This is a genomic window from Actinomadura sp. J1-007 (assembly GCF_009793335.1).
Classification (GTDB): domain Bacteria; phylum Actinomycetota; class Actinomycetes; order Streptosporangiales; family Streptosporangiaceae; genus Spirillospora; species Spirillospora yumaensis.
Window position 1 is genome coordinate 2,341,468 of record NZ_WING01000001.1, and the last position, 12,329, is coordinate 2,353,796.

Here is a 12,329-nt window from a genome sequence, read left to right on the forward strand (position 1 = left end):
ACGCCCGATGCAGATTTGCAATAGCTGCAACTTTGCAGTCGTGGTAACGTCCGTGATGTGGATCACGTCGAGACGGGCCTGCGCGAGCGCAAGAAGCGCCGCACCCGGTGGGCGATCGCGTCCGCCGCGCTCCGGCTGTTCGCCGAGCGCGGCTACGAGGAGACCACGATCGCCGACATCACGGCCGCCGCCGACGTGTCGCCCCGCACGTTCTTCAGCTACTTCCCGAGCAAGGAGGACGTGGTCTTCACCGAGATCGACGACCGCCTCGCCGAGGTCGCCGAGCGCCTGTCCGACCGCCCGCCCGGCGAGCCCCCGCTGGAGACCATCCGCCGCTGCGTCGTGGACGTGACCGAGGCGATCGTCGCCGAGCACGGCGAGTACGGCGCCGTCCAGGTCCGCCTGATCCTCGAACGCCCCGGCCTCCAGGCCCGCGCCCTCCAGCGCCTCACCGCCACGCAGGAGGAGATCGAGGCCCGCCTGCACGAGCTGTGCCCCGGCATCGACGAGATCGACGCCGTCGCCGCCGCCGGCATCGCCGTGGGCGGCATGCAGGCCGTCGTCGTCCACTGCCGCCGCCACGGCTACGAACCGGCCTCCATGCGCGCCGCCCTCGACCGCGCCCTCACCATCGTCGAGCACGGCCTCGGCTCCCTGACCGCCCTCACCGCCCCGTCCGAAGGGGCCCCCTGAACGCCGGGCACCGGACCGCGGAGGCGCCCGCGCTCCGGTGCCCGGCCCACCTTTCACTCCGCTACCACGTCCCCGCCCCCCCCCCCCCGCGAGGGCGTCGGCTCAGGGGGAGAGTTTGATGCGGAGGCGGCGGAAGCCTCGGCCCTTGTTCTCCACCTTGGCGACGGTGATGCGGCCTACCTGGCGGGTGGAGGCGACGTGGGTGCCGCCGTCGGCCTGGGTGTCGAGGCCGACGATGTCGACGATGCGGACGTCCTGAACCTCGGGCGGGACGAGGTTGGTGGCCGTGCGGATGATGTCGGGGATGTCGAACGCCTCGGCGCGCGGGAGCGTGCGGACGTCGATGCGGCGGTCGGCCTCGATCTCGGCGTTGCAGGCGTCCTCGACGGCCTGCTTGAAGCCGGGCGGGACCTCGCGCAGGTCGAAGTCCATGCGGGCGGACAGCGGCTCCATGTTGCCGCCGGTGACCAGGCAGCCGTAGTCGCGGAACACCACGCCGCAGAGCAGGTGCAGGCCGGAGTGGGTGCGCATCAGGGCGGTGCGGCGCTCGTCCTCGACGGCGCAGCGCACGGCCGTCCCGGCGGGCGGCACGGGGTCGTCCTCGGCGGGGATCAGGGTCAGGTCGTCGGCCTTGCGGACGCCCTCGATGCGCGTCTGGACGCCCTGCCAGAGCAGCACGCCGTGGTCGGGGGGCTGCCCGCCGCCGCCCGGGTAGAACGCCGACCGGTCGAGAACGATCCCGTCGGGGCTCGCGTCGAGCACGACGGCGTCCCATTCGCGCAGGTCCTGGTCGTCGAGTTCGAGGCGGGCCGTACGGCCGTGGGCGGTCATGGCGCCACCCTACGGATCACCAGGGGCCGTACGGGCCCATGTTGGAACGGCCGCCGCCGCGCCCCTTCTTCTTGAACGGGGCCACCGCGGGCTTGACGTCGGCGAGGTAGACCGCCGAGGCGATGAACGCGGCCACCGGGAGGATGCCGAGCAGCAGCATGGTGGGCTTGCCGCCCCAGGCCAGCGGCGCCACGGTGTACGCGGCGCCGACCACGGCGGCCACCACCAGGATGATCAGCCACAGCTTCTTGGTCAGCTTGCTCGCCGCCGCGTACGCGGCCTCGGGGGTGGTCAGCCCGTCGACCAGCGCCCAGACCTCCATCACGAGCGCGATGATCATGAGAAGCCAGAAGAAGTAGTCCAGCACACTGAGGTCGGCCACCGGTGATCAGCGCTCCCTGCCAGTCTCGGAGGGCGACTCCCTGTCGCACACCACGGGATCTCCGCCCCTCAACCCTACGGGTGGCGTCCAGCCCGGCGCCCGGAAGCGACGCCACCCGACCTTCCCTGAGAAGACGAGGGGGCCCGGCCGGGTGTTCCCCGGCCGGGCCCCGACCTGCTCCTCCGCCCGGTCCGGCGGCGCGGGGGCGCGGCGCGGGGGTGGGGCGGGCAGGCTCAGGAGTCGCTCTTCTTCGTGGTGCTCGCGGTCGAGCGGGCCTGGCCCTGCGCGGCCTTGCGGGTCTGCTGCGCCTTGGTCTTGGAGGCGGGCTTGCCGGCGTCGCCCGCGGCGACGGCGGCGACCCCCTCCGACTCCTCGGCGATCTCCGCGGCGGTGCGGTGCACGACCTTCTTGCCGCGCTCGGCGAGCTCGTCGACGAACTCGACGGCGCGGGTGCCGAAGTGGGTCACGTACGCGACGGCGGCGCCGGGCAGGTCCTTGACCTCGACCCGTTCCTGGAGCCTGCCGACGTTCTCGCGGGCCTCGCCGCGGTACCGGCCGACGTTCCTGCGCGCCTCGGCGCGGTAGCGGTCGACGGTCTCGCGGACCTGGCCGCGGTACTTGTCGAGGTTCTCGCGGACCTCGCCCTGGTACTTGGTGGCCGTCTCACGGGCCTTGACGACCTGCTCGGGAACCTCGCGGAGCTTCTCCACCGCGAGGTCACCGGCGCCGGCCACCGTGTAGACGGCCTTGTTGTCGCGGATGGAGTTGGCGAGCGTCATCCGACCTCTTCCTCTCTCGTGGACTCGTGGTGCCCGGCGTCGCCGAGCACTCCGGTGGCCTCGTTCTCCTTGCGGAACGACGTGTAGATGTCGAGCAGCACTTGCTTCTGGCGTTCCGTGAGGAGCAGGTCGGCCCGGATCGCGGCCTCCACGTCGGTGTCGGCCTCGCGGTCCTCCAGGATCCCGGCCTGCACGTAGAGCGCCTCGGCCGAGATCCGCAGGCCCTTGGCGATCTGCTGGAGGATCTCGGCGCTGGGTTTGCGCAGCCCGCGCTCGATCTGGCTCAGGTAGGGGTTGGAGATGCCCGAGACGTCCGCGAGCTGGCGCATCGAGATCTTCGCTCGCGTGCGCTGCTCCCGGATGTACTCCCCGATGGAGCCGACCTTCGAACCAGCCATGCCTCCACCGTGCGCCAAGGTGCTTGCAATTGCAAGCGCTCCAGCTAGCACCCGGCCGTGAGTCCGCTCACACGGGGCGGACCGCGGTCGACGCCGTCCCCACTTCCCCTCATCGGGAGAATCGCTATGATCTCCCGGATATTCACGCATCACGGGGATCTTTCGGATATCCACGCATCACGGGGAGTGGTCACGGTGCAACCCCCACAGCCGCCGCATGGTGGCCATCCACCCGCCTACGGGCCTCCGAACGGCCCGCCGGTCCCGCCCGGACCGCCGATTCCGCCCGGCCCGCCGAGGCCCCCGGGCCCGCCGGGCTGGGGCCCGCCCGGCCCGCCCGGCGGCCGTCCGCCGAACGGCAACCCGGCCGTCGTCGTCATCGTGATCGCCGCGGCCTTCGTGATGCTGCTCGGGGGCGTCGGCATCGTGTGGTGGTGGCTGGACTCCAGCAGCAAGCCGAGCAGGCGGGTGGTGTCGGTGCCCACGCTGTCGGGCCTGCCCACCCCGCCGACCTACAGCCCGCCCAGCTACAACCCGCCGAGCTACACGCCGACCACCCCGTCCACCACGTACTCGCCGCCGGAGATGAACTACGGGGCCATCGCGGTCGGGAGCAACGGGTCGTTCGGCCGAGCCTGGGACTACGACTCCCCGTCCGCCGCCAGGCGCCGGGCGCTCGCGCAGTGCCCCGGCTCCGGCTGCAAGGTCCTCACGACCTTCGTCAACGGCTGCGGCGCGGTCGCGTACAACTCCAGGACCAGCAAGTACTGGGGCGGCCACGGCGACACGCGCGCCGAGGCCCAGCGCAACGCGATCTCCAACGCGGGCGGCGGCCGCTGGGTCACCTGGGTGTGCACCACGCGATAGCGCCCGGCGCGTACGGGGCGGACGGGGCGGGCGGTCAGCGCTCGGCAAGGCCCGGCCCGCCGTCGGCCCTGCGCGGCGCGCGTACGGGGCGGACGGTCAGCGGACCGTGGCGGGGCGGCGGTCCAGGTGTTGCAGAGGGCGAGGTCGCGGCCCCGGAAGCCCTTGACCACCCAGCCCGAGTAGGCCCGTCCCGAGCCGTGGTCGCGCTGGTCGGGCGGCTGGCGCTCGTCGCCGCGGCCCCGCACGTCCACGATCATCGCGACGTACTGCTCGCGCGTCATCGGCAGGGTCGAACGCTCCGCGCCGAGGAACGCCCCCGCGAAGCACTGGGCCTGGAGCTCGATGCGCCGGCTGGCCTCGGTGCGCGCGAGGGGGTCGGCACGTTCCATCTCCTCGTGGCCGTAGAGGAGGATCCCGGCGCGGTCCTGGACGTGGTGGCCGTACTCGTGCGCGATCACCCGGGCGAACACCGCGAAGTGCGTCAGCGGCTCCCCGCCCGAGGTCTCCACGATGTGCCGCAGCCCGACGTACATCGTGTTGTTGGCCGGGCAGTAGAACGCCGACGCGCCGGGGCTCGGGTACGTCCCGCACGGGCTGCGTCCCGGCCCCTCCCAGAAGACGCGCTTCGGCGGGGCGAACCGCAGGTCGGCCTTGCCGAACTGCCCCGTCCAGGACGCGTCGAGGCAGTCGCTCAGCACGTCCATGAACCGCCGCATGGACGCCGCGCCCGGCGCGATGGCCGGAAGGTGACAGCGCACGGGCGTCAGCGCGCCGGTCTTGTAGATCCTGTTGTCGGTGGCGTCGGCGCGGGCGGCCGCCCGCCCGCCGGCCGCCGCGCGTCCCGTCCCGATCCGGCCCTCGCCGCCGAACGCCGCGAAGCCGAGCACGACCATGACGACCAGCGCGGCCACACCGCCGAGGACCCCCGCGATCACCCCGCCCGCCGTGCGGCGCGGCGGACGCCGGGGCGGGACGTACCGGTACCGCGGCGGCCGTTGCCCGGGCGGGCCGTACGGCGGCGCCGGGTACCGGGCCGGAGGGGGGTGGTGACCTGCCATAGCGAAGAATCATCGCACGCGTTGCCGCTACGATTTGCGGCCATGTCTGGTCTTGCGGCGTTGTCCGGTGTCGCGGCTTTGCGCCGTCCGCGGGCGGCGGCCGCGTCCCTGGTCCTGGCCGCCGCCCTCGTCCCCCTGACCGCCTCCCCGTCCCCCGCCGCGTCCGGCCCCGCTGAGCCCGGCCCCGCCGGCGCTGGTCCGGCCGCGCCCGGCCCTCACGCGGCCCGTTCCGCGGCGCCGGGCGGCCAGGACGAGCGGGTACTCAAGGACGAGGTCGTCCTCCGGACGGGCTCGGGCGGTGTCGTGCGCGTACGCGAGACGATCGCGTACCGGTTCGCGGGCCAGAAGGGGTTCAGCCGGCGGTTCGTCACGCGCACGCACGACAGCGTCACCGAGGACCGCGTCTACGAGCTGGGCGGCCTGCGCGCGTCCAGCCCCGACGGCGGCCCGACCAAGGTCACCTCGTCCGAGTCGGGCACCCGCACCACCGTGAAGGTCACCGGGAGCGGCGTGCTGGACGGGCGCCGCACGGTCGTCCTGGAGTACGACCTGCGCGGCGCGATCACCCCGAGGGGCGCGGCGGAGGAGCTGCGCTGGGCGGCCGTCGGCGGCTGGAAGGTCCCGGTGGACGAGGCGCGCGCGACCGTGGACGGCGGCACGACGATCCGCGACGTCAACTGCTTCGCGGGCCCGTACGACAGCGCGATCGGCTGCACGCAGTACTACACCAACCACACCCGCACGCAGGGGATCTTCACCCAGCAGCAGCTCCTGCCCGGCGAGTACCTGACGGTCGTCGCGGGCCTGCCCGCCGGGACGACCAAGGGCCGTCCGATCTACGAGCGGCGGCACACGGTCGCGACCGCGTTCTCGGTGAACGGCGTGACCGGCGCCGCGCTGCTCGGCCTGCTCGTCCTGCTCGGCGGCGGGCTGCTCGCGCTCTACCTGCTGCGCGGCCGGGACGCCCGGGTGGTCGGCAGGCGCGCCGCCGAGGGCGACCAGGCCCCGGTCGCGGGCGCCGGGTTCGAGCCGCCGGACGGCGTGCGGCCCGGCCAGATCGGCACGCTCATCGACGAGCAGGCCGACGTGATCGACGTCACCGCCACGATCGTCGACCTCGCCGTCCGCGGCTACCTGCTGATCGAGGAGGAGGACCGCGCCGCGACCGGCCGCCTCGACTGGACGCTGCGCCGCCTGGACCGCCCGTCCGGCGAGCTGCTGCCGTACGAGCGCACGCTGCTGGACGCGCTGCTCACCGCCCCGGACGGCGCGCCGCGCGACGCGGTAAAGCTGTCGGAGCTCGGCGGGACGTTCAGCACCAGGCTCGCCCAGGTGCGGTCGGCGATGTACGACGACGTGGTCAAGCAGGGCTGGTTCGCGCGGCGGCCCGACACCGTGCGCTCCCGCTGGACCGTCGCCGGGCTCGCGCTCACCGTGCTCGGCGTCGCCGGGACCGTCGCGCTCGCGCTGCTCACCGACTACGCCCTCGTCGGCCTCGCCGTGATCATCGCGGGCGCCGCGCTCGCGTACGGCGGCCAGTACATGCCCGCCAAGACCGCGCGCGGCGCGACCGTCCTCGCGCACACGATCGGCTTCCGCGCGTTCCTCGAACGCGGCACGCTGCCCGACGACGACCTCGCGTCCCGCCAGCGGATCGCCCTGTTCTCCCGCTTCCTGCCGTACGCCGTCGTCTTCGACCTCGTCCCGAAGTGGGCCGAGACGGTCAAGGACGCGGGCGAACGCGCGCAGGGCGCCGACAACCTCTACTGGTACGAGGGGCCCGCCGAGTGGGACCTGTCCCGCTTCGCCGAGTCGATGCGGACGTTCACCCTCGCCACGTCCGGCTCGATCTCCCAGTCGCGCGGCCTCTAGCGGACGGCGCGCGGCGGCGCGGCCGAACGGCGCGCGGCGGCGCGGCGGAACGGCGGCGCGCCCGCCGCGCTGTGGGCGGCCTCACCGCCGCGCAGGGTTGAACCCCTCCACCCGGGTAGGGGCTCGGGCGAGGAGGTGACCCGAATGCTCGCGGAGGCATCCCCCGTCGGGGACACGTACCTGCTGATCATCGGCCCGATCGTGGTCGCGCTGGCCATCGTGCTGTGGATCACCATGACCATCCGCGCGGCCAAGAGGCGCGCCCGCGCCGACAAGGCCCGCGACACGCTGCCCCACCGCGGACCGGTCCAGGGCGGAGTCATCGAAGGCAGCCCGTCCCAGCGCCGTCCTTCCTAGCGACCCCCGGCCTCGTGTGAAAGGCCCCGGCCGCGCGGAACGCTCCCGCGGTGGCCGCTGAGTCCCCTCCCAGGGCCACCGCGGGCCCCGCGGCCAGGGCCGTTTGCCCTCCTTCAGTAAGATGTCTGACGTCTTACTCAAGGAGGTTGCTGTGGCACTGAGCCCGATACCGGGCGGTTCGACCGTGGACGCCGTGCTCGACCAGCTCCAGTCCGAGGTCAGCGGGGGGACGTGGCGGGTCGGCGACCGCATCCCCGCCGAGCTGGACCTGGCCGCGCGCCTCGGCGTCAGCCGTCCTGCCGTCCGCGAGGCGATCCGCGCGCTGTCCCACGTCGGGGTGCTGGAGGTGCGGCGGGGGGACGGCACGTACGTGCGCAGCAGCGCCGACCCGCGGCCGCTCTTCCGCGACATGGCGCGGGCCACCGCCCGGGACGTGTTCGAAGTGCAGCTCGCCTACGACGTGCAGGCCGCCAGGCTCGCCGCGCGCCGCCGCACGGAGCAGGACATCGAACACCTTGAGGAGCTGCTCCGCGTACGCGACGAGACGAAGGAGGCGGAGGCGTTCGGCGAGGCGGACGCGCGCTTCCACCTGAGGATCGCGGAGGCGACCCGCAATCCCGTGCTGATCGAGTCCTGCCGGTTCTTCAAGGACCGGCTGCGCGACTCGATGCGCGCGATCCGGCTGGACGAGCAGGTCCCCGAGGCGGGGCCCGAGGCGCACCGGGCGGTGCTGGACGCCGTCATCGCGCGCGACGCCGAGGCCGCCGCCCGCGCCGCCGCGGCCGTGGTCGAGCCCACCCTCGCCGTCGTGACCGCGCTGGTGGAGCGGGACGAGGCCGCCGCCCGCGACCGCGGGGCGGGACGGTGAGCGCCCGGCGTACGGTCCTGGCCGCCCAGCTCGCGCTGATCGTCCTGGTCGCGCTGAACCTGCGGCCCGCGGTCACGGCCGTCGGCCCGCTGCTCACCCAGATCCGGGACGACTTCCACCTGTCCGGCACGGCGGCGGGGGCGCTGACCACGCTGCCGCTGGCGTTCTTCGGCTCGTACGGGCTGCTCGCGGCGTTCCTGCGGCGCACGCCGAGGGCCGAGACGCTGCTGGTGACCGGGATGGCACTGCTGATCGCGGGGCTGCTGCTGCGGCTGCTGGACGCGCCGTTCATGCTGTTCGCCGGGTCGCTGGTGGCGGGGATCGCGATCAGCGTCGGCAACATCGCGATGCCGACGATCATCAAGCGGGACCATCCGGGGTCGATCACCAAGGTGACGGCGGTCTACTCGGTCGCGGTGACGGTCGGCGCGTCGGTGTCGTCCGGGATCGCGGTGCCGGTGCAGGACGCGCTCGGCTCGTCCTGGCGGCTGCCGCTCGCCCTGCTGGTGATCCCGGCCGCGCTCGCCGCGGCGGCGTGGCTGCCGCGAGCGCTGCGCGGGCGCCACACGGCGGGCGCGGCGGGCGCGGCGGGTACGACGGGCGCGGCGGGGGCGCGGCCGGCCACGGCGACCGGCCGGGCGTCGCGGCGGGTGGCCGCCCAGGTGTGGCGGTCGGGGCTCGCGTGGCAGGTCACGGTGTTCATGGGCGTGCAGTCGCTGCTGGCGTACGTGGTGATCGGCTGGGTGCCGACGCTCTGCCAGGACCGGGGCCTCAGCGAGTCGGCCTCCGGGTACGCGCTCGCCATGATCAGCCTGCTCCAGGCCGTCGGATCGCTCGCGGTGCCGCTGCTGGAGCGGTGGACGCGCGACCAGCGGCCCCTGGTCGCGCTCACGGTGGTGCTGTGCCTGATCGGGTTCGCGGGGGTCGCGTGGGCGCCGATCGGCTCGGTCTGGCTGTGGACGGTGGTCCTCGGCATCGGGCAGGGCATCGGGTTCGCCGCGGCGCTGTCGTTCATCGGGCTGCGGGCCCACGACGCGCAGGTGGCCGCGCAGCTCTCCGGGATGGCGCAGGGCACCGGCTACCTGATCGCGGCGGTCGGGCCGCTCGCGATCGGCGCGATCCACGACGCGACGGGCGGCTGGACGCTCCCGATGATCGTCGTGCTGGCGATCACGGCCGCGCTGGCGGTCCCCGGGATGTCGGCCGGACGCAACCGCACGGTCGGCGCCCCCGGCCCGGCCCCCGAGCCGGAACTGGCGGCCACTTGACCCGTCCTGGCCTTCCGTTGCGGCTCCCCTCCCGGACCTTCCAGGTTCGGGAGGGAATGCGCATATCGCGGTAAAGCCGCTCGGCGGCCCGGTTCCCGGCCGAACGGGACGGGCACGACATCTCCGTACATTGACGGCTTCGTCCGTTCAATGCGGAATGCCCCGATCAGGAGGTGAATCCTGTGAGCGCGCGGATCCTGGCCGAGACAGCGCCCGTCGGCGACAACGCGATCCTGTGGGTCGGCCCCATCATCATCGCGGCGTCGCTGGTCGTCTGGCTGGTGCTGACGGTGACGGCCTCGTTCAAGCGGATCCATCCGGAACGGCGGATGGACCAGTCGACGCACCGCGGCCCCGTCCAGGGCGGCTTCTACACGTACTGGACGGGAATGTTCTCCCACAGCTATCCGCCGGGCGAGGTGACCGGCCTCGGCAGAGCCCGGCAGGACGAGAAGGACCGGAAGTCGGGCGCCGAACGAGCCGAAGCGCAAAGGGACGTGGGCCGCGAGGTCGGCAGGGAGCGCACCCCGACGTCCGTGTGAGGCCGTAGCCGGAGCGCCGCGCGCCGCCCGCCCCGTTCAGATGGTGAAGACGTCCGGGGCGGGACGGATGGCGCCGACGATCGCCTCACCGCCGTTCAGCCGGACGACCGACAGCTCGTCCAGCGCGGCGCTGTCGGCGCCGGGCACGGCGTCGATGCCGAGGGCCCGCAGGAGCGCGACGGTCACCGGCGTACGGGCCCGCATCGCACCGTCGTCGATCTTGATGGCGCCCGCCCGCCCGTCCGCGTGGGCGAACGCGTCCACGCCCTCGGCCCCGCACTTGACCAGCAGGCCGGGGACGGCGTCCATCAGCCGCCGCTCCTCGCGCCGCGTCCCCGACGTCCACTCCGGGTGCGCGCGCATCGCGTCGGCGACGCGCCGTTCGGGCGTGCCGGGCGCGGCGAGGACCAGCGCGCGGAACGCCCGCGCGACCCCGGTGGCGGACACCGCGAACAGCGGCGCGCCGCAGCCGTCCACCCCCGCCGCGGCGGGCGGCTCCCCGGTGAGGTCCTCCACCGCGTCCCGTACGGCGCGCTGGAGCGGATGATCGGGCTCCAGGTACGTCGCGGTGGGCCATCCGGCCGCGACGCACGCCGCGAGCATCCCGGCGTGCTTGCCGGAGCAGTTCATCCGCGCGCGCGACCGGCCGCCGCCGGTCCGCGCGACCTCCAGCCCGACCTCCGGGTCCAGCGGCCACGTCGCCGGGCAGCGCAGCGCGGCGGCGCTCAGCCCGGCGCCGGCGAGGATCTTCTCCGCGCCCTCGACGTGGAAGTCCTCGCCGGAGTGGCTGCCCGCGGCGAGCGCGAGCAGCTCCCCGTCGAGGTCCAGCCCGGCGCGGAGCATCGCGACCGCCTGCATCGGCTTGTTGGCCGAACGCGGGAAGATCGGCTCGTCGGGCGTCCCCGCGCGGACCGCGACCGCGCCGTCCGCGGCGAGCCCGGCGGCCGAGCCCCGGTGCCGCGACTCCACGAAGCCGGAACGTTCCACCTCGACCAGCACCGGGTTGGTCTCCACCGCGCCGCCTCCGCGTTCCACCGGGCCCCCTCCGCGCCTCGCACGACGATCACTTCCACCCTACGTACCGCGCGCGCCCGGGGACGCACCGGCGGGCGCGCACGGTCAGCGCGGGCGGACGCCGAGGAGCGCGCGGGCCTCGGCGGCCCGCATGGGCGGGCGCTGGGCGAGCGCGGCGGCGGCAGCGGCGCGCTCGACGAGCTGCGCGTTGGCCGTCACCGGCTCGCCCTTGGCGAGGGTCAGCGTGTCCTCCATGCCGACGCGCAGGTGCCCGCCCGCCGACAGCGCGGCGAACATGACCGGCAGGCTCGTACGCCCGATGCCCGTCGCCGACCAGGACGCGCCGTCCGGCAGTCCCGCCACGGCGGCGACGAGCGTGCGCGCGTCGCCCGCCATCCCGCCCGGCACGCCCATCACCAGGTCGCAGTGCACGTGCCCGCCGAACGGCGGACCGTACTTGTCGAGCAGCCGGTTGAGCGCGGCGACCTGCCCGAGGTCGAACAGTTCGAACTCCGGGACGATCTCCATCTCCTGCGTGCGCCGGTACAGCTCCACCATGAACGGCCACGGGTTCATGAAGACCTCGTCGCCGAAGTTGACCGTCCCGCAGGTGAGCGAGCAGCCGTCCGGGTCGGCCTCCAGCACGCGGAGCCGGTCCTCGTACGGATCGGTGACCGCGCCCCCGGTGGACAGCTGCACGATCAGACCCGTGCTCTCCCGCAGCGCCTGAACGGTGTCGCGCAGCAGGAAGAGGTCGAGCGTCGGTTTCGCGTCGTCGTCGCGGATGTGGACGTGGACGACGGCCGCACCGGCCGCCTCGCACTCCTTGGCCGTCTGGACCAGTTCATCGAGGGTGACGGGCAGGGCCGGGACATCCGCCTTGGCGGACTCCGCGCCCGTGGGCGCCACCGTGATGAGCGTCGTTGCTCCCATAGGCGGCAGAATGCATGGTCATGCGTGCAGTAGTCCAGAGGGCGAGCCGGGCGAGCGTCACGGTCGACGGCCGCGTGGTGGGTGCGATCGAGGGGCCGGGCCTGCTGGTCCTGGTCGGCGTGACCCACGACGACACCGAACGGCAGGCGAAGCGGATGGCCGCCAAACTGTGGGGCCTGCGGATCCTGGAGGACGAGAAGTCCTGCTCGGACCTGAACGCCCCGCTGCTCGTCGTCAGCCAGTTCACCCTGTACGGCGACGCCCGCAAAGGCCGCCGCCCCACGTGGACCGCCGCCGCCCCCGGCCCGGTCGCCGAACCGCTCGTGAACGCCGTCGTGGACGAGCTCCGTTCTCTGGGCGCGAAGGTCGAGACGGGCGTGTTCGGCGCCGACATGAAGGTCTCCCTGACCAACGACGGCCCCATCACCCTGATCCTCGACATCTGATCCTGGTTTTGGGCCTGGCGA

At 73.9% G+C, this 12,329-nt stretch carries 15 protein-coding genes and 1 pseudogene; 8 read left to right on the plus strand and 8 right to left on the minus strand.

What is annotated here, in order from left to right; all coding sequences use genetic code 11:
* Positions 1-57 precede the first annotated feature (57 nt).
* Positions 58-693 (plus strand): TetR family transcriptional regulator, encoded by a 636-nt coding sequence (locus tag GEV43_RS10580; RefSeq protein WP_160820529.1) that lies wholly within the window; start codon positions 58-60, stop codon positions 691-693.
* A gap of 102 nt (positions 694-795) precedes the next feature.
* Here GEV43_RS10580 and GEV43_RS10585 read toward each other — a convergent pair whose 3' ends face one another.
* The 5 genes from GEV43_RS10585 to GEV43_RS49935 form a co-directional block, all read right to left on the minus strand.
* Positions 796-1,524, minus strand: a complete 729-nt coding sequence (locus GEV43_RS10585) for an alanyl-tRNA editing protein (protein WP_160820530.1) — start codon at positions 1,522-1,524, stop codon at positions 796-798.
* A gap of 16 nt (positions 1,525-1,540) precedes the next feature.
* The gene (locus GEV43_RS10590) at positions 1,541-1,906 is read right to left on the minus strand and encodes a DUF2516 family protein (protein ID WP_309239574.1); all 366 of its coding nucleotides are present in this window, start codon (positions 1,904-1,906) and stop codon (positions 1,541-1,543) included.
* Between the two features lie 233 nt (positions 1,907-2,139).
* Complete coding sequence (locus GEV43_RS10595) at positions 2,140-2,685, minus strand: hypothetical protein (RefSeq protein WP_160820531.1); 546 nt, start codon at positions 2,683-2,685, stop codon at positions 2,140-2,142.
* On the minus strand, positions 2,682-3,083 hold the full coding sequence (locus GEV43_RS10600) for a helix-turn-helix domain-containing protein (RefSeq protein ID WP_160820532.1): 402 nt from the start codon (positions 3,081-3,083) through the stop codon (positions 2,682-2,684). The genes GEV43_RS10595 and GEV43_RS10600 overlap by 4 nt, the downstream gene beginning before the upstream one ends.
* A 236-nt stretch (positions 3,084-3,319) precedes the next feature.
* Positions 3,320-3,586 (minus strand): hypothetical protein, encoded by a 267-nt coding sequence (locus GEV43_RS49935; protein ID WP_241684125.1) that lies wholly within the window; start codon positions 3,584-3,586, stop codon positions 3,320-3,322.
* An 82-nt stretch (positions 3,587-3,668) separates the two neighbouring features.
* Here GEV43_RS49935 and GEV43_RS55965 point away from each other — a divergent pair, with 82 nt between their 5' ends.
* On the plus strand, positions 3,669-3,950 hold the full coding sequence (locus GEV43_RS55965) for a DUF4189 domain-containing protein (protein WP_375539086.1): 282 nt from the start codon (positions 3,669-3,671) through the stop codon (positions 3,948-3,950).
* A 134-nt stretch (positions 3,951-4,084) separates the two neighbouring features.
* Here GEV43_RS55965 and GEV43_RS10610 read toward each other — a convergent pair.
* Positions 4,085-5,008 (minus strand): annotated as a pseudogene (locus tag GEV43_RS10610) (neutral zinc metallopeptidase); the annotation flags it as partial.
* Positions 5,009-5,050: 42 nt separating this feature from the next.
* On the opposite strand from GEV43_RS10610, the gene GEV43_RS10615 reads away from it, so the two are divergent.
* The 5 genes from GEV43_RS10615 (at position 5,051) to GEV43_RS10635 (ending at position 9,915) form a co-directional block, all read left to right on the plus strand.
* On the plus strand, positions 5,051-6,880 hold the full coding sequence (locus tag GEV43_RS10615) for a DUF2207 domain-containing protein (RefSeq protein ID WP_160820534.1): 1,830 nt from the start codon (positions 5,051-5,053) through the stop codon (positions 6,878-6,880).
* A gap of 144 nt (positions 6,881-7,024) precedes the next feature.
* The gene (locus tag GEV43_RS10620) at positions 7,025-7,237 is read left to right on the plus strand and encodes a hypothetical protein (RefSeq protein WP_160820535.1); all 213 of its coding nucleotides are present in this window, start codon (positions 7,025-7,027) and stop codon (positions 7,235-7,237) included.
* A gap of 151 nt (positions 7,238-7,388) precedes the next feature.
* Positions 7,389-8,105: an FCD domain-containing protein gene (locus GEV43_RS10625; protein ID WP_309239575.1), complete on the plus strand. Its 717-nt coding sequence runs from the start codon at positions 7,389-7,391 to the stop codon at positions 8,103-8,105.
* On the plus strand, positions 8,102-9,373 hold the full coding sequence (locus tag GEV43_RS10630; protein ID WP_160820537.1) for an MFS transporter: 1,272 nt from the start codon (positions 8,102-8,104) through the stop codon (positions 9,371-9,373). Before GEV43_RS10625 ends, GEV43_RS10630 begins: the two co-directional genes overlap by 4 nt.
* A gap of 182 nt (positions 9,374-9,555) precedes the next feature.
* Positions 9,556-9,915: a hypothetical protein gene (locus GEV43_RS10635; RefSeq protein WP_160820538.1), complete on the plus strand. Its 360-nt coding sequence runs from the start codon at positions 9,556-9,558 to the stop codon at positions 9,913-9,915.
* Between the two features lie 36 nt (positions 9,916-9,951).
* Here GEV43_RS10635 and GEV43_RS10640 read toward each other — a convergent pair whose 3' ends face one another.
* Together GEV43_RS10640 and GEV43_RS10645 are read right to left on the minus strand one after the other, a co-directional pair.
* Positions 9,952-10,950 carry an asparaginase gene (locus GEV43_RS10640; RefSeq protein ID WP_309239576.1) on the minus strand — a complete coding sequence of 333 codons (999 nt, stop codon included), beginning with the start codon at positions 10,948-10,950 and terminating at the stop codon, positions 9,952-9,954.
* An 84-nt stretch (positions 10,951-11,034) separates the two neighbouring features.
* On the minus strand, positions 11,035-11,862 hold the full coding sequence (locus GEV43_RS10645) for a 3-keto-5-aminohexanoate cleavage protein (RefSeq protein WP_160820539.1): 828 nt from the start codon (positions 11,860-11,862) through the stop codon (positions 11,035-11,037).
* A gap of 20 nt (positions 11,863-11,882) precedes the next feature.
* Between GEV43_RS10645 and dtd the strand changes: the two genes are divergently transcribed.
* Positions 11,883-12,308, plus strand: coding sequence for a D-aminoacyl-tRNA deacylase (dtd, locus tag GEV43_RS10650; RefSeq protein WP_160820540.1), 426 nt, complete (start codon positions 11,883-11,885; stop codon positions 12,306-12,308).
* Positions 12,309-12,329: the final 21 nt, after the last annotated feature.

What these genes read in the sequence shown, in the direction of transcription:
- GEV43_RS10645 (WP_160820539.1), bottom strand. Translation starts at nt 11,862, where the DNA reads ATGGGAGCAACGACGCTCATCACGGTGGCGCCCACGGGCGCGGAGTCC.
- GEV43_RS10585 (WP_160820530.1), bottom strand. Translation starts at nt 1,524, where the DNA reads ATGACCGCCCACGGCCGTACGGCCCGCCTCGAACTCGACGACCAGGAC.
- dtd (WP_160820540.1), top strand. Translation starts at nt 11,883, where the DNA reads ATGCGTGCAGTAGTCCAGAGGGCGAGCCGGGCGAGCGTCACGGTCGAC.
- GEV43_RS55965 (WP_375539086.1), top strand. Translation starts at nt 3,669, where the DNA reads ATGAACTACGGGGCCATCGCGGTCGGGAGCAACGGGTCGTTCGGCCGA.
- GEV43_RS10620 (WP_160820535.1), top strand. Translation starts at nt 7,025, where the DNA reads ATGCTCGCGGAGGCATCCCCCGTCGGGGACACGTACCTGCTGATCATC.
- GEV43_RS10615 (WP_160820534.1), top strand. Translation starts at nt 5,051, where the DNA reads ATGTCTGGTCTTGCGGCGTTGTCCGGTGTCGCGGCTTTGCGCCGTCCG.
- GEV43_RS10600 (WP_160820532.1), bottom strand. Translation starts at nt 3,083, where the DNA reads ATGGCTGGTTCGAAGGTCGGCTCCATCGGGGAGTACATCCGGGAGCAG.
- GEV43_RS10595 (WP_160820531.1), bottom strand. Translation starts at nt 2,685, where the DNA reads ATGACGCTCGCCAACTCCATCCGCGACAACAAGGCCGTCTACACGGTG.